The following is a 21,219-nucleotide window of genomic DNA, read 5'->3' as shown; positions in this document are numbered from 1 at the left end:
TGGCGGACGGGTGCACGCTAGCGTGCGTGAGCATGACACCCGCAGCGATCACGGAGGTCACTGTATGAAGCTGTCCAGACGGAGCCTGCTCGCCACCACCGCCGCCGCCGCGGCCTCCGGAGCCGTGGCGGCCCCGGCCCAGGCCGCCCCCGGTGGCAACCGCCCGCTGCGCACCGGTTTCGAGCGCCTCGACGCCGAGGGCTACGCCTCCCTGCGCGGGCAGCGGGTCGGGATCGTCACCAACCCGACGGGCGTCACCCGGGACGTGCGGCACATCGTGGACGCGATGCACGCCGACCGCCGGGTGAACCTGGTGGCCGTCTTCGGCCCCGAGCACGGCTTCCGCGGCACCGCGCAGGCGGGCGGCTCGGAGGGCCGCTACGACGACCCGGCCACCGGGCTGCCGGTGTACGACACGTACCTCAAGAGCGGGCGTCCGCTCGCCGACGTCTTCACGGCCTCCGGCGTGGACACGGTCGTCTTCGACATCCAGGACGCGGGCGCCCGCTTCTACACCTACATCTGGACGCTCTACGACTGCATGGAGGCCGCGGCCCTCGCCGGCAAGCGGTTCGTGGTGCTCGACCGGCCCAACCCGGTGACCGGCCGGGAGGCACTGGGGCCGGTGCTGCACGAGGAGTTCGCGACCTTCGTCGGGCGCCGGCCGATCGCGCAGGCCCACGGCATGACCGTCGCCGAGCTGGCGCGGCTGTTCAACGGCGAGTTCCTCACCACGCCGGTTCCGCTGGAGACCGTCCTGATGACCGGCTGGAGGCGGTCGGACTTCTACGACGTCTCCGGGCTGCCCTGGGTGCCGCCGAGCCCGAACATGCCGACTCCCGAGACCGCCCTGGTCTACTCCGGAACGTGCCTGTTCGAGGGCACCAACCTGTCGGAGGGACGGGGCACCACCCGCCCCTTCGAGCTGCTGGGCGCGGCGGGCGTCGACGGGCGCTGGGCGGCCGCGGCCAACGCGCTGCGTCTGCCGGGCGTGAACTTCCGGGAGGCGTACTTCACGCCCACCTTCTCCAAGTTCCAGGACACGACCGTCGGCGGGGTGCAGATCCACGTGCACAACCGGGACGCCTTCGATCCGGTACGGACCGGGATCGCGCTGCTCGTGACCGCCAAGCGGGTCTGGAGCGGGTTCGCCTGGCGCTCGGACAACTGGATCGACAAGCTCACCGGTTCCACTCAGGTGCGCACGATGATCGACGCCGGTGCGGGCACCGACGAGGTGGTGACGGCCTGGCGGCAGGAGCTGGCCGCGTTCCGGAAGACCCGGAAGGAATACCTCCTCTACTGATGGGCCGCGACCCCTGGCCGGCCCGGCCCGTTGGCAGGACGATGCGCGACACATCGGCGGGGTGCTGCGGGGCCGGGAGCGCCGTGTCGACGGCCCCCTGGTGTGCTGCCACTCCCGCTTCGACACGGCCCTCGGCACGCTGTATCCGCTGGCCTCGCGGATGGCGGACGACGACCGGTCGGTGCTCGGCCTCGACGTCGGCGCCCTGCTCGGGGCCGCCTGGGGTGCGATGGGGCACGACGGCGTGCAGGCGGTGCCCGGCACGCGCGCGTGCACCCTCTCCGAGGCCCTGGCCGCGCCGTTCCCGGCGTCGGGATGCGTGAACGTGGACGCGGCCGAGGTGGTCAGGCGCGGCGGTCCTCCGGCCGGCGCGCACAGCGACATCGTGCACCCGGAGCTGGCGCGGGTGGTGCTGGCGGCGGGCCGCGTCCGCTGACACCGGCCCGCCGCCCGTTCGGAGGGTCTAGCGGTGACCGGTGTACTCCACGACCTGCTGGAAGGTCGGGCGGTTCTGCCAGCTGATCTTCCCGTGCTTGATGCCGCCCAGGACGCGCTGGACGATCGAGTCGGCGCACCACTGGTCACCCGCGGAGCACTGGTCGTCGCCGGGGTAGACCTGGGCCGCGGTGGCTCCGGCCGCCTGCTTCAGCGTGCCGATCAGGGTGTCCCGGCAGGCGTTCAGGCTGCCGCCGCCGCAGAACGTCCGTGCCAGCGGACCCCGCACCGGCTCACCGAGCACCGCCCGGATGTCCTTGTCGACATAGCTCCACCAGCCGTACTGGAAGGCGCTTCCGGCGTGCGAGCCGGTCGGGCCGTGCCCGGCCGACGGGGACTCGTCGAGCGGCAGGTTGGCGGTGAAGGCGCCGTACAGGTCGCTGCCCAGTCCCGGCTCGAACTCGGCCTTCACCAGCAGCGGCCACCAGGCGTCCAGGATCCGGATGGCCTCGGCGTTGGCGTAGGTCTTGGAGCCCGCCGAGGTCTCGGTGCGCCTGGCGCCCGCGGACAGCCATGTCCGGAGCTTGCCCACCGCGGCCGCGGCCGTGGAGTCGGTGACCGGCGAGCTGTCGATCACCTTCAGCAGGTTCGGCAGCACGTCCTCGGCCCTGAGATCGGCCACGGCCGCGTCCGCCATCGCCTTCACCAGCGAGGCACGGGTCACCCCGCCGGCCGCGACCAGCTTCCGCACCCGGTCCTCCAGCAGGTCGCCGCGGTGCACGGAGCCGTTGCCCCAGGAGGCCGCGGAGTAGTCCAGGGCCTGCTTGTTGTTCCAGGAGACGTAGTAGTCCTGGTCGACGGAGGCGGGGTGGGCGGAGGACGGGGTGTAGTCCGCGGTGTTGACCGCCGGGTCCCAGTTCCGCCACTCGTACGCCGGCTGCGCCCACACCGGGAACTCGGCGTCCACGCCGTTCGCCCGCACCGGGTTGTCGCCGCTGTTGTAGTACGCGGTGTGCCGGGAGTCGGCGTAGAACCAGTTGAACGTGTAGTTGATGTGCTGCGCGGCCCTCTGGAAGTCCTCGGGGCCCTTGACGAAGTCGGGGTCGTTGAGCATCTGGAAGCCGATGATCGAGTCGGCCTCGTGCAGGAAGGAGGAGCGCAGGGTGGTGTAGGCGACCTTCTTGCCGCCGACGGTGGCGCGGTACTCGACCGGGCCGTACTTCGTGCGCCACACGCGCATGGTGTAGGAGCCGGCCGCCGTTCCGTCGGCGACGGTGGGCTTCCAGGAGTTGGTCTGCTCGACCTTGTCCATGGCCGTGCAGGTGCCGCGGTACAGGTAGTGGAAGTCGTCCTGGCACAGTTCGACGGCGTAGGTGTCGATGATGTCCTGGCCGGAGGTCGTGGCGCTCCACGAGTAGTCCTGACCGCGGCCGAGTTCGACGTACATGCTCAGGCCGGCGAAGGAGGCGCCGCGGGCGCTGATGCCCGGACCCTGGATCTCCTGGAGCATCAGCAGCTGGGGCGCGAAGTAGCCGGTCTGCGGACCGAAGACGGCGACCGGGTGACCGCTCGCGGTGTGCTCGCCGCCGACGACGAGCGCGTTGGACATGCCGCGCCGGGCGGAGGTCAGTGCGCTCTTCGCGGCCGAGGAGGTGGCGCCCCGCGCGGCCGCGGTCGCCGCGCTGCCGGTGCGGCCGTACACCAGCGGCTCCTGGGCCACCGAGCCGGCGTCGGGCAGGGCCCGGCCCCTGGGGTCGTCGGGCTTCGTCGCGTACGGGTAGCTCCTGCCGTCGTGCACGGTCAGGACGGCCTCGGGGTCGTTGCGCTCACGGAAGGACTCCCAGATCCTGGTGCCCTCCTCGACGCCGAACTTGGACTGGGCGGCCAGCAGGGACAGCGCGTTGTTCACCTCGCCGCCGCCGCCCGAGCCGAACAGGGCGCCGACCACGGAGCCCAGCGCGACCATGTCGGTGACCTTGAAGCGGGCGATGGTGCCGGCGTTGGTGATCGAGTCCTTGTGGCCGGTCAGGACGTACTCGCCGGGGAAGTAGCGACCGGAGTCGGAGGCGTCGATGTAGGCGTTGATGCCGTCGAGGTAGGCGTTCACGTCGGCGAGGGCCTGCTGCCCGCGGGCGCCGTTCCCGGCCACGGCGCGGTCGATCTGCGCCTGGAGGTCGGCCTCGGTGTACGGGGCGTTGCGCCAGAACTCCTGCTCCAGTCCCTGGTTGGCGGCCGCGCCGCCGGCGAAGGAGGTCAGCTGCCCGCGGCCGACGTGCCGGAAGACGTCCATGAGCCACAGCCGGTCCTGGGCGGCGGCGTACCCGGCGCCGAACTCGGTGCCGTAGCGGGTGATGCCCGTGATGTGCGGCACACCGGTCTTCTTGTCGCGGACGATCGTCACGTCACTGCGGCCCGCGGGCTTCTCGGTGGAGGCGACCTGCCCGGAGGGGACGCCGAACGAGGCGTCGTTGAAGAACGAGTTGATCTTCGCGTCGGTGAGCGCCGGGTAGCCCGTGGCCAGGTTGGCGTACGGGCCGAGCTGGTCCTCGGCGTGGCTCGGCTGGGTACCGAAGGCCTGGTTGAGGAGGATCTGGGCCAGAGTGGCGTTGCCGTTCTCGCCGGGCGGCAGGATGTCCGAGCACTGGCCGCCGCAGTAGTCGTTCGAGGCCGCGGCGGCCGCGCCGGCGGCGGCGCCGGCCGCGGCCGCTTGGGAAAAGGGTGACAAAAGACCGGCAATGAGGACGCATACCGACGCGGTCTTCAGGAACCCGGGGAATCTGCGGGGAGTTCTCAGTCTGTCAAGCGCGAAATGTGGGGTGCGCCGGTGCATGGCAGCTCCTCCCGACGGGGGTGGTGCCGGGACGTTACCGCCGGTATCCCTCAGGGGGAAGATGAACATGCGTCACTTTTTGGGGTCACCTCGTGAGGGTCAACCAGGGCGGCGTTATGGCGGGCATCGGAAAACGGATGGAGCCGGATCGGATGTCGGCACGTCTATCCGGCGGAGCCGTCACGACGGCTCCGTACGACGACGCCGCAGTGACCGAAGTGCGGATGCAGGTGTGACGGAGGTGCAGGGCGATGGCCGGTTTCCGGAGTCTGGCGAGACAGGTGAGGGACCCGCGGTGCGATCTGGCGCTGCGGCGTTACTCGCTGCGCAAGTGCCTCGAGCGGTTCGCTCCCTATGGGCACAGGGCGACCTGGGACCATCTGTGCTCCCGGGCCGGGTTCGGTCCCGAGGACAGGTCCCCCGATCCAGTGCGGCTCGTGGCCGCACTGGACGAACTGGAAGAAGCGCGTTCGGTGTGGCTCGACTACGAGGCCGGGTTCGCCAGGCGCCGTAAGCAGGAGAAGCACGACGGGCTGCGCAGGCCGGGCAGCGTGGACGACTGGCACCGGATGACCTGGGGCGGCTTCGGGGTCGCCTGGTGCGACGACCCCCGGGTGCACCCGAGGGAACCGCTGGCCGAGGTGCTGAGCCGGCTGATCGCCACGCTGGAGCGCGAACCGGGCGCGGCGTGCCCGGTGTGCGGCGGCGAGCGGCTGGCCTGGACGTACGACCTGGATCACGAGCCGTCGTCCGGCCCGGTCTGCGCGGACTGCGGGATCCTGGTCCCGCTGCCCGTTCTCACGCCCGAGGCCCTGGCGTACGCCAGGCGGGGGCGGCTGCTGATGTCCGCCTGACCACGACGGCAGGCCCTTGAGGTGGGGTGCGCCGGTCCTGCCGGACGGATGACGGGGCACCTCGGAGTCCGCCCGGCGGCCGGGACCACCGGCGCCCGTCGGCACGGGACGGACCGGCGCGTCTCGCGGGGCGGTCCGGGGGGGCCGGCGCGGCGGCGGCCGGTTCCGCCAGGATGCGCTGCCGCCGGCCGCGGGGGGATTACGCGCGGCCGGCGCCGCTCCCCCGCTCCGCCATCAGGCGCGAGCCCGTCAGGCGTTCGCCGAAGACGTCGTCCGGGTTGGACAGCACACAGGTGTCCAGGGACAGGCAGCCGCAGCCGATGCAGTCGGTGAGGTGGTCGCGCAGGCGGTTGAGCTGCCTGATGCGCTCGTCGAGTTCGGAGCGCCAGGCCTCGGAGAGCCGGGCCCAGTCCTCCCGGGTGGGGGTGCGCTCCTCGGGGAGCCGGGCGAGCGCCTCACGGATCGTGGCGAGCGGGATGCCCACGCGCTGCGCCGCCCGGACGAAGGCGACCCGGCGCAGCGCGTCGCGGGAGTAGCGGCGCTGGTTGCCCGATGTGCGGCGGCTGCTGATCAGACCCTTGGACTCGTAGAAGTGCAGGGCCGAGACGGCGGCGCCGCTGCGGGCCGACAGCTGGCCGACGGTCAGCTCGTGGATCTTCTCGGGGATCTGGGGCACCCCTCAGAGCCTACCCACCGCGTCACCCGCCCGGTCCGTTGACAGGGGCCCCGGACCCGACCATGCTAAGCAGTTGCTTAGACTTCGACCGCGAGGCGGGAGGCCGGACACATGGCGGAGCCGAGGATCTTCACGTCCCCCGACGAACTCAGGGCGGCGGTGGGCGAGCGGCTGGGGTACACCGACTGGCTGGAGATCGACCAGAAGCGGATCGACCTGTTCGCCGACGCGACCGGCGACCACCAGTGGATCCACGTGGACCCGGAGAAGGCCGCCGCGGGCCCCTTCGGCACGACCATCGCCCACGGCTATCTGACCCTGTCGCTGCTCCCGCTCTTCGGGCCGCGGCTGATCGCGGTCGAGGGCGTGCGGATGGGCGTCAACTACGGCACCAACAAGGTCCGCTTCCCCGCCCCCGTCCCGGTCGGCTCACGGCTGCGGTCCACCGCCGTGATCACCGGCGTGGACGACGTGCCGGGCGGGGTGCAGGTGACCGTCGCCTTCACCGTGGAGCGCGAGGGCGGCGACAAGCCGGTGTGCGTGGCGGAGTCGGTGGTGCGGTACTACTTCTAGGGCCTCTCGGGTCGGTGCCCGCCGGCCCCGACCATCCGCAGCACGAGGTCGGCGTACAGCGCGCCGACCTCCTCGGGGGTGCGGGGGCCGTCGAGGTTGAACCAGCGGGCGACGTCGATGCACAGGGAGAGCACGGCAAGCGTGGTGCCGCGCACGTCCGGCACGTCGAACTCGCCCGAGGCGACGCCGTCCTCGATGATCCCGCGTACCTCGGCGTCGACCTGGCGGCGCAGTGCGAGGATCTCCGCGCGGGCGTCCGGACCGAGCGAGTCCAGTTCGTACTGCACGACCCGGGCGGTGGTGCGCCCGCCCGCGTGCCAGCGCACGAAGGAGCTGACGGCGTCGGCGAGCCTCTCGGTCGCGCCGCCCTCGCGCCGGGCGGCGGTGCGCAGGATCTCCAGCGCCTTCTCGTGGCCGATCCGGCTGATGCGGTGGAGCAGTTCTTCCTTGGTCCGGTAGTGGATGTAGAGGGCGGCCGGGCTCATCCCGGCGCGGCGCGCGATGTCGCGGGTCGTCGTCGCGTGGTAGCCCCGTTCGGCGAAGGCCTCCACGGCGGCCACGAGCAGCCGCCGGGCCGCGTCCGGGGTGACCTCGCCCCACGGCTGCGGGTCACCGCCGGCCGTCTCCTGCGCCGTAGTCATCGCTCGCCCCTCTTTCGCGTCAGGGGGTCCACCATACCGCCGAGGGTGAGCGCTCGCTTAGCCTGCTGGGCCGGCGGTGTGGGACGGACCGCGGCCTCACAGCTTCTCGAAGGGATCGTGTTCGGAGAGCAGCTTCTCCAGGCGCGCCTGGTCGACCCGGCTGACGATCCGGCCGGCCTCCTGGCGGTCCCTGACCACCTTGGCGAGCGTGAACGCGGAGGTGACAAGGTACAGGACGGCGATGGCGAGGAAGGCGCGCACCCAGGCGTCGGCGTTCAGTCTGAAGATGCCGATGGCGGTGGCCGCCATGGCGATGCCGAAGGAGGCGACCGCCTGGCCGTAGAAGGCGGCGGTGCTCTGCTGCTTGACCGGTGTGTCACTCATGGCGACCAGCGTCGGCCCGCGGGCCCGCCGCCGCATCCGCCGGGATACTCAGCTCGCGTACTCAGAATTCCGGCTGCCGGGGCCGGGGCCCGGAACGCCCGCCCGCGCGGGCGCCGCCTGTTCGGTCCCGCGGCTCTACGATGTGCGCCATGGCCCGACCCCGCACCCCGCTCCTCAGCACCGGCCGCATCGTCGCGACGGCGCGGGAGCTCGTGGACGCGGAGGGCCTGGCGGCCGTCTCCACCCGCCGGCTCGCCGCCGAGCTGGGGGTGAGCGGGCCCTCGCTCTACCACCACTTCCGGACCAAGGACGAGATCCTGGAGGCGGTCGCGGACTCGGTGAGCGCCCAGGTCGACCTGTCGATGTTCGAGGACGGCCGGGACTGGCGGACCGCGCTGCGCGACTGGGCCGTGTCCTACCGGGCCGCCCTGCGCGACCACCCGAACATCGTTCCGGTCCTCGCCGGCGGCCCCGGCCGCCGTCCCGCCGCGCTTCGGTTGGCCGACGCGGTCTACGGCGCGATGGTCGACGCGGGCTGGCCACCGGCGCGGCGACCTCCATCGGCGCGCTGATGCGGTACTTCATCATGGGCTCCGCGCTCAGCTCCTTCGCCGGGGGCTTCGTGGACGACGCCGGGGCCTACGACCCGGCCGACTACCCGCGTCTCGGGCAGGCCCATCTGCTGGCCGAGCAGCAGGAGAAGATCGACGAACGGGCCTTCGAGACCGGTCTTGCGGCGCTGCTGGACGGGCTGACCCGGCAGTACGAGCAGGTGGGGCGGAGCACGTGAGCACACTTCGGCGCGCCGAAGCGTCCGTGTCCCATGCTGGCCTCATGAGCACCGGAGAACGGATACGGACCCGGCGCCAGGACCCCGTGGCACCACCCCTGGCCGCGCTCGCCGGGCTGATCGCCGACGAGACGCGGGCCGCGTGCCTGCTGGCGCTGCTCGACGGGCGGGCGTGGACGGCCGGCGAACTGGCCCGGCACGCGGGTGTCGCCGCGTCCACGCTCAGCGAGCACCTGGGCAAGCTCGTCGCGGGCGGGCTGCTCACCGAGGAGCGGCAGGGCCGGCACCGGTACGTGCGCCTGGCCGACGCGCGGGTCGCCCAGCTCGTGGAGGACCTGGCCGCCCAGGCCGCCCCGCGGGCCGCGCGCCGGCCGCACACGCTGCGGGAGTCGAGCGCCGGGTCGGCGATGGCCCGCGGGCGCACCTGCTACGACCATCTCGCCGGGCGGCTCGGCATCGCGCTCACCGACGCGCTCACCGCGCGCGGACTGCTGCGCCAGGACCTCGGCTTCGCGCTGACGGACGCCGGGCTGACCTGGTTCGGCACGACGGGCATCGGCCTGGACCGCACGGGGCGGCGCCCGCTGGTCCGGGCCTGCCTCGACTGGACGGAACGGCGCCCCCATCTCGCGGGGGCCGCCGGCGCGGCCCTGTGCCGGCACGCCTTCGACGCGGGCTGGTGCGTGCGCATCGGCTCGGAGCGCGCCGTCGGGGTCACCCCGGCCGGCGAGCGCGCCCTGTCCGACCTGCTGGGGATCGAGACGGCGGCGCTGCGCTGAGCGCGCCGTCGGCCGGTCCCGCCGTCCGAAATCCGCGAGCCCCGCCCACCCCTGCCCACCTAACCTCAGGAAGCATGATGAACGTCTCCCCGTCCCGCCTGGCCGCCGCGGCCGCCACGGTCACCGTGGTGCTGTGGGCCTCCGCCTTCGTCTCGATCCGCAGCGCGGGTGCCGCGTACTCGCCGGGCGCGCTGGCCCTCGGGCGGCTGCTGGCCGGAGCCCTGACGCTGGGCGCGATCTGCCTGGTGCGGCGGGAGGGCTGGCCGCCGCGGGCTGCCTGGCGCGGGATCGCGATATCCGGGCTGCTGTGGTTCGGCTTCTACATGGTGGCCCTGAACTGGGGCGAGCAGCAGGTGGACGCCGGGACCGCGGCGCTGGTGGTCAATGTCGGCCCGCTGCTGATCGCGCTGCTCGGGGCGCGGCTGCTGGGGGATCCGATGCCGCCGCGGCTGCTGGCGGGCATGGCGGTGTCGTTCGCGGGGGCGGTGACCGTGGGCCTGTCGATGTCGGGCGGCGGCGGATCCTCGGTGCTGGGCGTGGTGCTGTGCCTGCTGGCGGCGGTCGCGTACGCCTCCGGGGTCGTCGCCCAGAAGCCGGCGCTGGGCCGGGCGAGCGTGTTGCAGGTGACGACGTTCGGGTGCCTGGTCGGCGCGGTCGTCTGCCTCCCCTTCACCGGCCAACTCCTCCACGAGGCCGCCCGCGCCCCGCTGCCGGCCACACTCAACATGGTCTACCTGGGCGTGTTCCCGACCGCGCTCGCGTTCACGACCTGGGCCTACGCGCTGTCCCGCACGACCGCGAGCCGGATGGGCGCGACGACGTACGCCGTGCCGGCCCTGGTCGTGCTGATGTCGTGGCTGGCGCTGGGTGAGGTGCCGGGTCCGGTGACCCTGGTGGGCGGGGCCCTGTGCCTGGCCGGAGTGGCAGTCTCCCGCTCCCGTCCGCACCGCCGGACCTCCCGGACGGCGCGCGAGGAGCCCCGGCCGGAACACGTGTCCTGACCCCGGGACGACCGGCGGGCCTCAGAACACCACCAGCGCCCGGCCGCCCTTGCCGGCCAGCATGTTCTCGAAGGCGGCCGGGATGTCGTCCAGGGAGATCCGGTCGGTGACCAGGGCGGCCAGGTCGAGCCGGCCGGAGCGGACGTGTTCGGCGAGCACGGGCAGGTCCCTGGCCGGATCCGAGTTGCCGTAGACGCAGCCGGTCAGGGTACGGCCCCAGTGGAAGAGTTCCAGGGCGTTGAAGGTGACCTGCTCGTCCTTGCCGCCGATGCCGACGACCGTCGTGCGGCCGCCACGGCGGGTGGACTCCCAGGCGGCGCGGATCGTGACCGCGCGGCCCACGCACTCCACGGCGGCGTCGACCCCCTGTTTCCCGGTGAGGGCGCGGATCTCGCGGGGGGTGTCCCCGGTGGCCGGGAGGAAGTCGGTGGCGCCCGCCCGTCGGGCGAGTTCCTCCTTCTCCGGGGAGACGTCCACGGCGACGATCCTCCCGGCGCCGGCGATCCGGGCGGCCTGGAGGGTGGCGAGGCCCACTCCGCCGACGCCGAACACCGCGACCGTCTCACCGGGGCGCACCTTCGCCGCGTGGTGGACGGCGCCGTAACCGGTGAGGACGGCGCAGCCGAGGAGCGCGGCGTCGGTGACCGGGACGCCGTCCGGGAGGGGCAGCACGCAGGAGGCGGCGACCACCGTCTCCTCGGCGAAGGCGGCGACGTTCAGGCCGGGGTGCAGTTCGGTGCCGTCGGCGGTGCGGGCGTGGACGTCGGCGGCGCCGTTCATCGCGTTGGCGCACAGCCAGACCTCGCCGAGCGAGCAGGCGTGGCAGTTCCCGCAGGACGGCGCCCAGTTGAGCACCACCGTGTCCCCCGGTGCGACGTGGGTGACGCCCTCGCCGACCGCGACGACGGTCCCGGCGCCCTCATGACCGAGAACGGCGGGCACCGGCACCCGCAGGGTGCCGTTCGTCAGGGACAGATCGGAGTGGCAGACCCCGGCGGCAGCGAGCCGGACACGAACCCGTCCGGGCCCCGGCTCCGGCAACTCGATCCCGGTGATCTCCAACGGCGAGCCGACAGCGGGCAGGACGGCGGCACGTACGGCCATGAGACGTGACTCCCCTAGAACTGGAGGGACTTGGTCTGGAGGTATTCGGTGAGGCCGTGCGTGCCGAGTTCGCGGCCCACGCCGGACTGCTTGTAACCGCCGAAGGGGGCGAGGGGGTTGAAGCGGCCGCCGTTGATGTCGACCTGGCCGGTGTCCAGCCGGCGGGCGAAGGCCACCGCCTCCGCCTCGTCGCCCGCCCAGACGGCGCCGGCGAGGCCGTAGACCGTGCCGTTGGCGATGCGCAGGGCGTCCTCCTCGTCGTCGTAGCGGAGGATGGAGAGGACCGGGCCGAAGATCTCCTCCTGGGCGACGGTCATCCCGGGGGTGACGTCGGCGAGGACGGTGGGGCTGACGAAGTAGCCCCGTTCGCGCGGGGATCCGGGGCCGCCCGCGACGACGCGGGCGCCCTCGGCGACGCCCTTCTCGATGTAACCGCGCACCCGTGCCCGCTGCTTGGCGTTCACCACGGGACCGATGCGCTCGCCGTACTTGGCGGCGGCCGTCGCGGCCAGGGCGACCGCCTCCTCGTACTGGTCGTGGTGGACCAGCATGCGGGTCCAGGCGCTGCACGTCTGGCCGGAGTTGGACATGACGTTGGCGACGCCGACGTTCACCGCCCTGGCCAGGTCGGCGCTGGGCAGGATGACGTTGGCGGACTTGCCGCCCAGTTCCAGGGCGACCTTCTTGACGGCGGCGCCCGCGATCGCGCCGATCCGCCTGCCGACGGCCGTGGATCCGGTGAAGGAGACCAGGTCCACGTCCGGGTGCTCGGCGAGCTCCTGTCCCGCGACCGGGCCGACTCCGGTGACCAGGTTGAACACGCCCGCCGGCAGCCCGGCCTCGTCGACCGCCCCGGCGAACAGCCGGGCCGTGAGCGGGGTGTCCTCGGCGGGCTTGAGGACGACGGTGCAGCCCGCGGCCAGCGCGGGGGTGGCCTTGGCGACGATCTGGTGCAGCGGGTAGTTCCAGGGGGTGATCGCGCCGACGACGCCGACCGGCTCGTGGTACACGGTGGAGTTGCCGACCTTCTCCTCGAAGGCGTACGTCGCCGCGAGGCCGGCGTAGAAGCCGGCGACCGCGATCGGCATGCCCACGTGGACCGTCCGGGAGAAGGCGAGCGGCGAACCGAGTTCGGCGGTGACGGTCCCGGCGATCTCCTCCTCGCGGGCCGCCAGCGCGTCCCGCAGTGCGGCCAGGCGGGCGGCCCGCTCTGCGGGCGGAGTCGCGGACCAGCCGGGCAGGGCGGCGCGGGCCGCGCGTACGGCCGCGTCGACGTCCTCGGCGGTGCCCGCGGGCACGGTGCCGATCACCTGCTCGTCGGCCGGGTTCACCACCTCGATGACGTCCCGGCCCGCGGCGGGACGCCAGGCGCCGTCGATGTACATGCCGTCGTGTGCCTTCATCGTGCTCCTCCGGGGCGGGGGCCGTCGTCGGTCTCGTCCGCGTGCACAAGCATCCGCGTGAACAAGCTACTGACAGTCCATAAACTAGCGCCGGTAGCTTTCCATCGGCCGCACGCCCCTCGTCCTGCCGGTCCCCGCCCTGCCGGGGCCCTTCACTCCTCCAGGTCGGGCAGCCGGTCCGGGGCCGGGCAGATGCGCTCGCCGCGTTGGTCGAAGACGAACAGGCGGGCGAGGTCGACCAGGAGCGGCACCTGCATCCCGTGCCGCAGTTCGATGTCCGGCGTGGTCCGCACGACCAGGTCGCCGGGCAGGCGGGGCTCCGGCGCGGCGACCGGGTCCGGCGCGGGTCCGGCGGGGTGCTCCAGCACCACCACGGGTCCCGCGCGCAGGGCGCCCGCCCGGTCCCGCAGTCGGTTCAGGACCGTGCCCTCGCGCCGGCGCCGCCGGGTCGGGCGCCGGGTGGGACGCGGGGCCTCCAGATCGGGCACGACGGCGGGGCGGGAGCCGGTGTTGAAGTGGACGAGGACCTCGTGGCCCTGGAACTCCATGTGCTCCACGAGCCCGGTGATCGTCACCTCCCCGGGCCGGGCGACGGGCGCGGGGGCTCCCGTGCGCCGGGACGAGGCCGAGAACTTGGGGGCGATCCGAACGGCCTCCGAGCGCAGCCCCACGATCACTTCGCGGCCCTGCTGCACGCGCAGCAACTGGTGGTCCAGGGACAGGGGTTCGGGCAGGCGCAGGAACTGCTTGCCCAGGCTGATGGTCATGGCGCCGTCGAGCGGGGCGCGGACCAGACCGCGCAGCAGGTTGATGCGCGGGGTGCCGATGAAGGCGGCCACGAAGACGTTGCGGGGCAGGGCGTACACCGCGCGTGGGGTGTCCACCTGCTGGAGGACGCCGCCGCGCAGGACGGCGACCCGGTCGCCCAGGGACATGGCCTCGGACTGGTCATGGGTGACGTAGACCGTGGTGACGCCCAACTCCCTGGTCAGCTTGGATATTTCGGCGCGCAGATGGTTGCGGAGCTTGGCGTCGAGGTTGGACAGCGGCTCGTCCATCAGGAAGGCGGAGGGGTGCCGGGAGATCGCGCGGCCCATGGCGACGCGCTGGCGTTCGCCGCCGGAGAGCTGGCTGGGAAAACGGTCGAGGAGGTCCTCGATGCCCAGCATCCGGGCGGTGGCGTCGACGCGGCCGGCGGGGTCCGCGCCGGGCGACTCGATGCGCAGCGGGAAGCCGATGTTGTCGCGGCTGGTCATGTTCGGGTAGAGCGCGAAGTTCTGGAAGACCATCGCCATGTCCCGGCCGGAGGGCGGCAGATCGTTGCCGTACTCGCCGTCGAGCAGCAACTGCCCCTCGGTGATCTCCTCCAGCCCGGCGATCATCCTGAGCACGGTGGACTTCCCGCAGCCGGAGGGCCCGAGCAGCACCAGGAACTCGCCGGGCGCGATGTCGAGCGAGAGGCGGTCCACCACGCGGACGCCCTTGGCGTAGGTCTTGCTCACGTCGTGCAGAGAGATGGCGCGTGTCATGAGGCATTCCCCCGGGACTCACCAGAGCACTGAGGCTCCGCGGGTCGAACGCCTCGTGCGGGTCGTACGGGGCGTATGAGTCACGGAAGTTAACGGAATGTGCGCACCGGGGGGAAGAGACCGGGCAGGATCGGACGCCGCCGTCCGCCAGGCGGGAAAGCGGACGATCATGTTCAGGGCGGGCGGCCGGCCGTGGGCCACCCGCCCGCCGCGCCGCCCGGTGTCAGGTCGTCGAGGTCAGGTGGGCGAAGACGACGACGTTGCTGGAGTAGCCGGCCCTGTGGGTGTAGAGGCCACCGCAGGTGATCACGCGGAGTTCGGAGCGGCGGGACGTGCCGTACACCTCCTTGTCCGGGAAGCGGGCCTTGTCGAAGACCCGTACCTTGTCGACGGTGTAGACGGCGGTGCGGCCGTCCTCGCGCCGGACCTCGATGCGGTGGCCCGGCCCGAGCCGGCCGAGCCCGGCGAAGACGGCGGCGCCGGTCCTGGTGTCGCGGTGCCCGACCGCGACCGCCGTGCCGGGCTCCCCGGGCGTGGGGCCGCCGTCGTACCAGCCGACGAGCTTGGGCTTGTCGACCGGTGGTGTCCGGAGTTCCCGGTCGCCGTCGAGGCGGACCCCGATGATGGGCGCGTCGATGCCGAGGGAGGGGATGCGCAGGGTGGTCGCACGGGACCGGGGCAGCGGCGCGGGCGGGCGCGAGGAGGATCCGGGCCGTGGCGAGGCGGACCTGCCGGGGTCCGGGCCGTCGCCGTTCGAACCGTCCGTGCCGGAATAACTGCGTGCCGGGGCGCGGCCGTCCGCCCTGCCTCCGTCCTCCCCGTCGCCCTCCGCGCCGGAGGGACCCGGGTGGGCCGGGGCCACGGCGCCCGGCCCGGCGGCTCGCTCCGGCGCGGTGCCGTCGTGCTGCCCGCCGCACCGGTTCCCGGCCGTGACCAGGACGACCGCGAGCACGGTCGTCCTGGCCAGGCGGTAGGCGCGGGTCCGGTACCAGGGCCTGCGTCTGCGCCTACGCGGCACCATGCGGGCGCCGGCGGGCCAGCCGCGTGTACACGACCCCGCTGACCGCGACCAGACCCACGGCCGCCGCCCCGGTCACCGGCGAGAAGGCCGCGACCGACGAGGCGAGACCGCCGCCGCCCGCCTGGACGCCGCCCAGCGGACCGCCGAGGTCGCCGCGCCCGTAGCCTGCGGCCTCGTTGCGGCCCGGGTCCTCGATCCGGCCGCCCGGACCATGCGCCCCCGCGTGTGGGCCGTTGTCCCCGCGGCAGTGGACGCGGAAGATCTTCTCCTTGGGAGTGCCGGCGACGGTCCAGGTGATCTTGTACTGCCCGTCAGCGAGCCCCAGCGGGTCGGTGTGGCCCGCGCCGCCGCCCAGGGCGATGGCGCCGGTGACGGTGGCGCTGTTGGGCAGCGGTGGCTGCGGCTGGATGCTGTAGCCGATGCTGGGCAGGACGTCGAAGTTGGCGGCGTCCAGGTAGAACCGGCAGACCACGGGGTCGTCCTTCGAGACTCCGAAGGGCACGCCCACCCGATGGATCTTGATGTCGCCGGCTTCCCCCTGGGCCATGGCGGACGGTGCCGCCAGCCACGTGGCACCGGCCGCGGTCAGGGCCGTCAGGGCGACGGCGCCGACGCGGGAGCCGAAGGTGCGTGGGTTTGTCAGGGTGGGCATGCGTGTTCCTCCGAGTCAGACGATTTTCATACAAATCGCTCTTTCATCTGACTGTCTTTCACATGCGTTCGCGTCGTGAGGCGACCGGCACCCGACGCGCCGTCAGCTTTCCCCCGCCCGGCGCAACCGTTTCCCGCCCCTCCCCGCCGGCACCTCACGGCACCGGGAAATCGGCCTCAGTCCAGCACCCGCGCCAGGTAGGCACGCAGCATCCGCCGCATCTCCTCGATGATCCGCTCGTCGCCCTGCGCGTCGACACGGAAGGCGAGTTGGACCAGGGTGTCGGCGGTCTCGACGGCGATCAGGAAGGTGCGCCGCAGGTCGTCGTCGGGCGGGCGGCGCAGATAGCCGGACAGGAGGTCCGTGAGCCGGTCGGCGACGCGGTGGTTGGGTTCGGCGTAGCGGGCGCCGACAGGGATCTGGTTGCCGAAGTCGACGAGGGAGAACCCGGGGGCGGTCCGCTTCATGGCCAGGTACTCGTCCAGGACGGCGTCCATGGCGGCACGCCATCCGCCGCTCCCCGCCTTCCCCTCCGTCCCCTCCGTCCCTTCCTTCTTCGCCTTCTCCGCCTTCTCCGCCTTCTTCAGCCACTCGGCGACGCGCTCGGTGTACCGGTCGAGGTTGCGCTGGGCGAGCGCGTCCGCCATCGCCCGCTTGTTGCCGAAGAACCGGTAGACCGAGCCGATGGGCACACCGGCGCGCTCCGCGACGGCACGCGTGGTCAGCGCGTCGTAGCCGACCTCGTCGAGGAGATCGGCGCAGGCGTCGAGGATCCTGGTCAGCCGTTCGGCGCTGCGCCGCTGCACGGGCGCACGGCGAAGCGGGGTCGGGTGGGACACGGCTTCATCATGCCCTCCCCCGACGAGCGGGTGAAGCGCGCCCCCGGCAGGCCGGACCGCGACCCCGCTACGGCTTCGGAAACGCGGCCGGGGCGGGTGCCTTCACCGACACGGACCGGGACGGCTCCGGCGACTCCGGCGCTTCCGGGGGCGCGGCCGTGATGTCGGCCGTGCTCTGGACCGGACGGCCCGCGACCGCCCAGACCGTGCCGTCGTCGGCGTAGAGGCGGACGGTGACGTGATGGGTGCCGTGGGGGACGAACCGGCCGGAGAGGCGGTACTCCGTGGCGCGCAGGCGGACGACGAGCCGGCCGTCCACCAGCAGCTCGGCGAGGCCGCGTCCAGCCGTCGCCCGGGCCGCCGTGCCGTCCGGGGAGAAGCGGAAGCGACGCACGGCCAGCCGTACGTCCCAGTCGCCGTCGGTGTCCGGCCGCACCTCGACACGGACCTCGGGGGCGGTCTTCCGGTCCACCTCGCGGTAGCGCCGGCCCTCCTCGTCGGTGTGGTCGAGGAGCTTGCCCACGGGCTCGGGCGGCTTCCCGTCCACCGGCCCGTGCGCGCCCTCCGGTCCACAGCCCGCCGGCCCGGCCAGGAGCAGGGCACAGACCGCGAGCGCAGCGAGTGATCCCCGCGTCCACGACGACATGACTGGGGAGCCTAGAGCAGCGGCCGGACCCACCGGATCCCCCTGAGGTCGGGTTCTGCCCTCCGCCCGGAGTAGGGGGTCTTGCGCCCCGGAAAGGCCAATCCTACGGTGTTCCATAGGAATCAGGTTGCAAGGGAGCGATCATGAGCGGGGACGCACGCAAGACCGCCGAGAAACTGACCTACCTCTCCGGGTTCGGCAACGAGCACAGTTCCGAGGCGGTTCCGGGCGCACTGCCCGAGGGCCGCAACTCCCCGCAGCGCGCCCCGCTCGGGCTGTACGCGGAGCAGCTCAGCGGTACCGCCTTCACCGAGCCGCGGGCCCACAACCGCCGCTCGTGGCTGTACCGGATCCGCCCGTCGGCCGCGCACCCGGCGTTCACCCGGACCGGCAACGGCGCGATCCGCACGGCGCCGTTCACCGAGACGGTGCCCGACCCGAACCGGCTGCGCTGGAACCCGCTGCCGGAGCCCGCCCGCGGGACGGACTTCCTCGCCGGACTGTGGACGCTGGGCGGCAACGGCGACGCCACCCAGCGCACCGGAGTGGCCGTGCACCTCTACCACGCCGACTCCTCGATGGAGCGCGTCTTCGGCGACGCGGACGGCGAGCTGCTGATCGTGCCGGAGCGCGGCGGGCTGCTGCTGCGCACCGAGTTCGGGCTGCTGCACGCCGAGCCGGGCGACGTGGCGCTCATCCCGCGCGGGGTGCGCTTCCGCGTGGAGCTTCTCGACGCCACCGCCCGCGGCTACGTCTGCGAGAACTACGGCGCCCCCTTCCGCCTCCCCGACCTCGGCCCCATCGGCGCCAACGGCCTCGCCAACGCCCGCGACTTCCGCGCTCCGGTCGCCGCCTACGAGGACACCGAGGGCCCGGTGGAGGTGGTGAACAAGTTCTGCGGCAACCTGTGGACCGCCATCTACGACCACTCCCCGCTCGACGTGGTGGCCTGGCACGGCAACCTCGTGCCGTACGTCTACGACCTGCGCCGCTTCAACGTGATCGGCACGATCTCGTACGACCACCCGGACCCGTCGATCTTCACGGTGCTGACCTCGCCCTCCGACACCCCGGGCCTGGCCGGCGTGGACTTCGTCGTCTTCGCGCCGCGCTGGCTGGTCGGCGAGGACACCTTCCGGCCGCCGTACTTCCACCGGAACGTGATGAGCGAGTACATGGGCCTGATCGAGGGCGCCTACGACGCCAAGGCGGAGGGCTTCGTGCCGGGCGGCGGCTCGCTGCACAACATGATGTCGGCGCACGGCCCGGACCGGGAGACCTTCGACAGGGCGAGCGCGGCGGAGTTGCAGCCGCACAAGGTGGACGACGGGCTGGCGTTCATGTTCGAGACGCGCTGGCCGCTGACGCTCACGCCGCACGCGGCCGGGGCCGAGCACCGTCAGCGGCGGTACGACGACGTCTGGCAGGGGCTCGAGCGTCACTTCCGCCCCTTGCCCTGATCGATTCCCTACCGGTACGGATGAACCGTGACCTCCTTCGCCCCGGATTCGATCGTCCTGAACCGCAAGTTGCCGCTGTGGTACCAGGTGTCGCAGTCGTTGCGCGCCTCGATCCTCGGCCGCTCGCCCCAGGACCCGCTGCGCCTGCCCACCGAGGAGCAACTGGCGGGGCACTACGGCGTGAGCGTGCTGACCATGCGGCAGGCGCTGAAGGAGTTGGAGGACGAGGGGCTGATCACCCGGCACCGGCGGCGCGGCACGTTCATCGAGCCCGGTGCCCGGCGGGGCGCCCCGGTGCGGCTGCTGGGCTCGGTGGACGCCATCGTGGCCCAGCAGTCCGGTATGACCACCGAGCTGCTGGCCCACGGTACGGAGGCGGTGCCCGCCGAACTGGCCGAGTTCTTCCCGGATCTGGGCGAGGTGGCGACGTACCACCGGCTGCGCGGCGACGAGAAGACCGGTGAGCCGACCAACCACGCCCGCAACTACGTCCGTCCGGAGCTGGCCCGCCGGATGACGCCGGAGGATCTGGTGCGGTGGCCGATGACCAAGGTGCTGCGGGACGTGGTGGGCGCCGACATCAGCCGGATCACGGACACCGTCCAGGCCCGGCTGGCCGATCCGGAGACGGCGCGGCTGCTGCAAGTCCCGCTGCTCAGCCCGATCCTGCACTACACGGGGATCACCTACGACGCGGCGGGGCGGCCGCTGGACGTGGCGGTGATCCACTACCGGGGGGACCGTTTCTCCTTCACGGTCACCCTCGACGCCACCTGACCCGCCCGTCCGGTTCAGGTCGTACGATGCCCGGCGTGACGCACGACGACGCTCCGCCGCTGGCCGACCTCATGCCGTGGTCCGTCGCACCGCTGCGGCTGGGCCGGGGCTGGCCGGTGGCTCCCGACGCGGGCTGTCTCAGGGCCCGCTGGGAGGCCCTGCTGAAGGCCGAGGGCCCCGACCGGGAGGCCCTGTTCGAGCCGACGCGCTCGCGCACGCCGTACACGGCCGTCGGGCAGCTGCCGGGCCGGACCGGCGGCACCGGGAGGCTGATCCGCGCCTCGGGCCCCTGCCCGGAGCCGGTGCGTGTGCTCGCGGCGCCGTTCGACGAGCAGTGGCTGATTCCCGACCACCGTCTGATCGACGCGGCCCGCCCTGAGTTGTGGCGGGTGGCGGACGCCCGGCAGGTCTTCGTGGCGGAGACGGCCGCCACGCCCGGCACCGGACCGCCCCTGCTGGCGACGTCCCTGCTGCCCGTCCTGCGTCCGGGACGCATCCGGCCGCTGTACCGCCGTCCGGCGGCGGCGGAGCCGAACCTGGCGCCCGGCCTGCTGGACCACCTGGCCGCCCGCCTAGGGCACCGCCCGGCCCCGGAGGACGTCCTTGCCTGGACGCTCTCGGCGGCCCGCCCCGGTCCGGACGGCCCGGTGGTCCCGCTCACCGGAAACGCCGGGGCCTGGGCGGCCGGAGTGGAACTGGGCCGCCGAACGCTGTGGCTGATGCGCCGCGACAGCGAGCGCCCCAAGCTCCCCGGCGGGCGCCGCCCCTACGTCCGCGCCCCGCTGCCCGCACGCCCGCTGACCGTGCGCTACGACCGCGACGAGGAGACCCTGCACCTCGACGAGGGCCGTGTCTCCCCCGTCCCGCCGCAGGCCTGGGACTTCGAGGCCGGCTCGGTGCGGGTCCTGGAGCAGTGGTTCGCCGCGCGGACCGCGCAGGGCGAACCGGGCACCCTGGCGGCCGTCCGCCCGGCGGCCTGGCCGCAGGCGTGGACGTCCGAGCTCCTGGAGCTGATCACGGTCCTCGCCCTGCTGGCTGAACTGGGGCCGCGCCGGGAGGCGTTGGAGGTGACGGACGCGATCACCGCGACCTGCCTGCGGTCCGCGGGGATCCTGCCGGTGCCGGACGCGGCCCGCCGGCCGGCCTCGGTCCTCGACCACCGCGAGGAAGGCCCCGAGGGTCAGTTCGCCCTGATCTGAGGGGCTGCCGCCGGGTGTGGACGGGCGCCCGGAGGCGATCCGGCCGCCCGGGCGGGTGATCCGCTCCGGTGACAAAGGGGTGGGCGCGGGTCATGATCCGGGGCGCGGATCAGCTTCCGCCGTCCCTGGAAGACGTCACCGTGGCCCCAGCCGAGCAGGCCGTGTCGGCGCCGTGCGCCGCCCGGCAGCTCGCCGGCCTCGGGGCCCGGGTCATCGGGTCGAGCGGGTGGACGGAGGTGGCTTCGCGCGGGGGATGTTCCCGCGCTCGGACAGCACACCGGGGCGCTGCAGCGTGCCGTGGGAATGACGGACGACGAGAT

General features: G+C 73.2%; 19 protein-coding genes and 3 pseudogenes. 11 read left to right on the top strand and 11 right to left on the bottom strand.

The annotated features are described in order from the left end of the window. The first annotated feature begins 64 nt into the window (after positions 1–64). Together TNCT6_RS25250 and TNCT6_RS25245 are read left to right on the top strand one after the other, a co-directional pair. Positions 65–1,306, top strand: a complete 1,242-nt coding sequence (locus tag TNCT6_RS25250; protein ID WP_172633013.1) for an exo-beta-N-acetylmuramidase NamZ domain-containing protein — start codon at positions 65–67, stop codon at positions 1,304–1,306. 25 nt (positions 1,307–1,331) lie between these two features. Next, positions 1,332–1,742: pseudogene (locus TNCT6_RS25245) on the top strand (serine-threonine protein kinase); the annotation flags it as partial. 27 nt (positions 1,743–1,769) lie between these two features. Here TNCT6_RS25245 and TNCT6_RS25240 read toward each other — a convergent pair. After that, positions 1,770–4,571, bottom strand: a complete 2,802-nt coding sequence (locus tag TNCT6_RS25240; protein ID WP_141362446.1) for a penicillin acylase family protein — start codon at positions 4,569–4,571, stop codon at positions 1,770–1,772. Between the two features lie 251 nt (positions 4,572–4,822). Between TNCT6_RS25240 and TNCT6_RS25235 the strand changes: the two genes are divergently transcribed. After that, the gene (locus TNCT6_RS25235; RefSeq protein WP_141362444.1) at positions 4,823–5,425 is read left to right on the top strand and encodes a hypothetical protein; all 603 of its coding nucleotides are present in this window, start codon (positions 4,823–4,825) and stop codon (positions 5,423–5,425) included. Positions 5,426–5,624: 199 nt separating this feature from the next. Here TNCT6_RS25235 and soxR read toward each other — a convergent pair whose 3' ends face one another. After that, positions 5,625–6,101, bottom strand: a complete 477-nt coding sequence (soxR, locus tag TNCT6_RS25230) for a redox-sensitive transcriptional activator SoxR (RefSeq protein WP_141362443.1) — start codon at positions 6,099–6,101, stop codon at positions 5,625–5,627. 111 nt (positions 6,102–6,212) lie between these two features. Here soxR and TNCT6_RS25225 point away from each other — a divergent pair, with 111 nt between their 5' ends. Then, the gene (locus tag TNCT6_RS25225; protein ID WP_141362441.1) at positions 6,213–6,674 is read left to right on the top strand and encodes a MaoC family dehydratase; all 462 of its coding nucleotides are present in this window, start codon (positions 6,213–6,215) and stop codon (positions 6,672–6,674) included. Here TNCT6_RS25225 and TNCT6_RS25220 read toward each other — a convergent pair. Together TNCT6_RS25220 and TNCT6_RS25215 are read right to left on the bottom strand one after the other, a co-directional pair. Beyond that, positions 6,671–7,315, bottom strand: a complete 645-nt coding sequence (locus tag TNCT6_RS25220) for a TetR/AcrR family transcriptional regulator (protein WP_141362439.1) — start codon at positions 7,313–7,315, stop codon at positions 6,671–6,673. The two genes, TNCT6_RS25225 and TNCT6_RS25220, sit on opposite strands and share 4 nt — an antisense overlap. A gap of 96 nt (positions 7,316–7,411) precedes the next feature. Next, a complete protein-coding gene (locus TNCT6_RS25215) occupies positions 7,412–7,699 on the bottom strand; it encodes a YiaA/YiaB family inner membrane protein (protein ID WP_141362437.1) in 288 nt (95 codons plus the stop codon). A 149-nt stretch (positions 7,700–7,848) separates the two neighbouring features. On the opposite strand from TNCT6_RS25215, the pseudogene TNCT6_RS25210 reads away from it, so the two are divergent. The 3 genes and pseudogenes from TNCT6_RS25210 to TNCT6_RS25200 all read left to right on the top strand — a co-directional run bounded on the left by TNCT6_RS25210 (position 7,849) and on the right by TNCT6_RS25200 (position 10,269). Next, positions 7,849–8,489: pseudogene (locus tag TNCT6_RS25210) on the top strand (TetR/AcrR family transcriptional regulator). A 44-nt stretch (positions 8,490–8,533) separates the two neighbouring features. Then, on the top strand, positions 8,534–9,268 hold the full coding sequence (locus TNCT6_RS25205; protein ID WP_141362435.1) for a helix-turn-helix transcriptional regulator: 735 nt from the start codon (positions 8,534–8,536) through the stop codon (positions 9,266–9,268). 74 nt (positions 9,269–9,342) lie between these two features. After that, positions 9,343–10,269, top strand: a complete 927-nt coding sequence (locus TNCT6_RS25200; protein WP_141362433.1) for a DMT family transporter — start codon at positions 9,343–9,345, stop codon at positions 10,267–10,269. Between the two features lie 21 nt (positions 10,270–10,290). Here the strand turns inward: TNCT6_RS25200 and TNCT6_RS25195 are convergent, their stop codons facing one another. The 7 genes from TNCT6_RS25195 to TNCT6_RS25165 form a co-directional block, all read right to left on the bottom strand. After that, the gene (locus TNCT6_RS25195) at positions 10,291–11,373 is read right to left on the bottom strand and encodes a Zn-dependent alcohol dehydrogenase (protein ID WP_141362431.1); all 1,083 of its coding nucleotides are present in this window, start codon (positions 11,371–11,373) and stop codon (positions 10,291–10,293) included. Positions 11,374–11,387: 14 nt separating this feature from the next. Next, positions 11,388–12,776: an aldehyde dehydrogenase family protein gene (locus TNCT6_RS25190; RefSeq protein WP_141362429.1), complete on the bottom strand. Its 1,389-nt coding sequence runs from the start codon at positions 12,774–12,776 to the stop codon at positions 11,388–11,390. A gap of 152 nt (positions 12,777–12,928) precedes the next feature. Continuing rightward, complete coding sequence (locus TNCT6_RS25185) at positions 12,929–14,305, bottom strand: ABC transporter ATP-binding protein (protein WP_141362427.1); 1,377 nt, start codon at positions 14,303–14,305, stop codon at positions 12,929–12,931. 223 nt (positions 14,306–14,528) lie between these two features. Then, entirely contained in the window at positions 14,529–15,326 is a 798-nt protein-coding gene (locus tag TNCT6_RS25180) for a class F sortase (protein WP_141362425.1), read from the bottom strand. Further along, on the bottom strand, positions 15,313–15,978 hold the full coding sequence (locus TNCT6_RS25175) for a hypothetical protein (RefSeq protein WP_141362423.1): 666 nt from the start codon (positions 15,976–15,978) through the stop codon (positions 15,313–15,315). The genes TNCT6_RS25180 and TNCT6_RS25175 overlap by 14 nt, the downstream gene beginning before the upstream one ends. A 176-nt stretch (positions 15,979–16,154) precedes the next feature. Beyond that, positions 16,155–16,817, bottom strand: a complete 663-nt coding sequence (locus TNCT6_RS25170) for a TetR/AcrR family transcriptional regulator (RefSeq protein ID WP_141362421.1) — start codon at positions 16,815–16,817, stop codon at positions 16,155–16,157. A gap of 67 nt (positions 16,818–16,884) precedes the next feature. Then, on the bottom strand, positions 16,885–17,463 hold the full coding sequence (locus TNCT6_RS25165) for a hypothetical protein (protein WP_216372797.1): 579 nt from the start codon (positions 17,461–17,463) through the stop codon (positions 16,885–16,887). A gap of 143 nt (positions 17,464–17,606) precedes the next feature. On the opposite strand from TNCT6_RS25165, the gene hmgA reads away from it, so the two are divergent. The 4 genes and pseudogenes from hmgA to TNCT6_RS41070 all read left to right on the top strand — a co-directional run. Next, entirely contained in the window at positions 17,607–18,923 is a 1,317-nt protein-coding gene (gene hmgA, locus TNCT6_RS25160) for a homogentisate 1,2-dioxygenase (protein ID WP_141362419.1), read from the top strand. Between the two features lie 27 nt (positions 18,924–18,950). Next, entirely contained in the window at positions 18,951–19,700 is a 750-nt protein-coding gene (locus tag TNCT6_RS25155) for a GntR family transcriptional regulator (protein ID WP_141362417.1), read from the top strand. Between the two features lie 26 nt (positions 19,701–19,726). Then, positions 19,727–20,899 carry a type ISP restriction/modification enzyme gene (locus tag TNCT6_RS25150; RefSeq protein WP_141362415.1) on the top strand — a complete coding sequence of 391 codons (1,173 nt, stop codon included), beginning with the start codon at positions 19,727–19,729 and terminating at the stop codon, positions 20,897–20,899. A 92-nt stretch (positions 20,900–20,991) separates the two neighbouring features. Next, positions 20,992–21,152, top strand: a pseudogene (locus TNCT6_RS41070) (CoA transferase); the annotation flags it as partial. Between the last annotated feature and the right edge of the window lie 67 nt (positions 21,153–21,219).

The organism is Streptomyces sp. 6-11-2, from assembly GCF_006540305.1.
Classification (GTDB): Bacteria; Actinomycetota; Actinomycetes; order Streptomycetales; family Streptomycetaceae; genus Streptomyces.
This window is presented reverse-complemented; position numbering and strand designations above follow the sequence as displayed.

What these genes read in the sequence shown, in the direction of transcription:
- TNCT6_RS25250 (WP_172633013.1), top strand. Translation starts at nt 65, where the DNA reads ATGAAGCTGTCCAGACGGAGCCTGCTCGCCACCACCGCCGCCGCCGCG.
- TNCT6_RS25240 (WP_141362446.1), bottom strand. Translation starts at nt 4,571, where the DNA reads ATGCACCGGCGCACCCCACATTTCGCGCTTGACAGACTGAGAACTCCC.
- TNCT6_RS25235 (WP_141362444.1), top strand. Translation starts at nt 4,823, where the DNA reads ATGGCCGGTTTCCGGAGTCTGGCGAGACAGGTGAGGGACCCGCGGTGC.
- TNCT6_RS25225 (WP_141362441.1), top strand. Translation starts at nt 6,213, where the DNA reads ATGGCGGAGCCGAGGATCTTCACGTCCCCCGACGAACTCAGGGCGGCG.
- TNCT6_RS25220 (WP_141362439.1), bottom strand. Translation starts at nt 7,315, where the DNA reads ATGACTACGGCGCAGGAGACGGCCGGCGGTGACCCGCAGCCGTGGGGC.
- TNCT6_RS25215 (WP_141362437.1), bottom strand. Translation starts at nt 7,699, where the DNA reads ATGAGTGACACACCGGTCAAGCAGCAGAGCACCGCCGCCTTCTACGGC.
- TNCT6_RS25205 (WP_141362435.1), top strand. Translation starts at nt 8,534, where the DNA reads ATGAGCACCGGAGAACGGATACGGACCCGGCGCCAGGACCCCGTGGCA.
- TNCT6_RS25200 (WP_141362433.1), top strand. Translation starts at nt 9,343, where the DNA reads ATGATGAACGTCTCCCCGTCCCGCCTGGCCGCCGCGGCCGCCACGGTC.
- TNCT6_RS25195 (WP_141362431.1), bottom strand. Translation starts at nt 11,373, where the DNA reads ATGGCCGTACGTGCCGCCGTCCTGCCCGCTGTCGGCTCGCCGTTGGAG.
- TNCT6_RS25190 (WP_141362429.1), bottom strand. Translation starts at nt 12,776, where the DNA reads ATGAAGGCACACGACGGCATGTACATCGACGGCGCCTGGCGTCCCGCC.
- TNCT6_RS25185 (WP_141362427.1), bottom strand. Translation starts at nt 14,305, where the DNA reads ATGACACGCGCCATCTCTCTGCACGACGTGAGCAAGACCTACGCCAAG.
- TNCT6_RS25180 (WP_141362425.1), bottom strand. Translation starts at nt 15,326, where the DNA reads ATGGTGCCGCGTAGGCGCAGACGCAGGCCCTGGTACCGGACCCGCGCC.
- TNCT6_RS25175 (WP_141362423.1), bottom strand. Translation starts at nt 15,978, where the DNA reads ATGCCCACCCTGACAAACCCACGCACCTTCGGCTCCCGCGTCGGCGCC.
- TNCT6_RS25165 (WP_216372797.1), bottom strand. Translation starts at nt 17,463, where the DNA reads ATGTCGTCGTGGACGCGGGGATCACTCGCTGCGCTCGCGGTCTGTGCC.
- hmgA (WP_141362419.1), top strand. Translation starts at nt 17,607, where the DNA reads ATGAGCGGGGACGCACGCAAGACCGCCGAGAAACTGACCTACCTCTCC.
- TNCT6_RS25150 (WP_141362415.1), top strand. Translation starts at nt 19,727, where the DNA reads ATGCCCGGCGTGACGCACGACGACGCTCCGCCGCTGGCCGACCTCATG.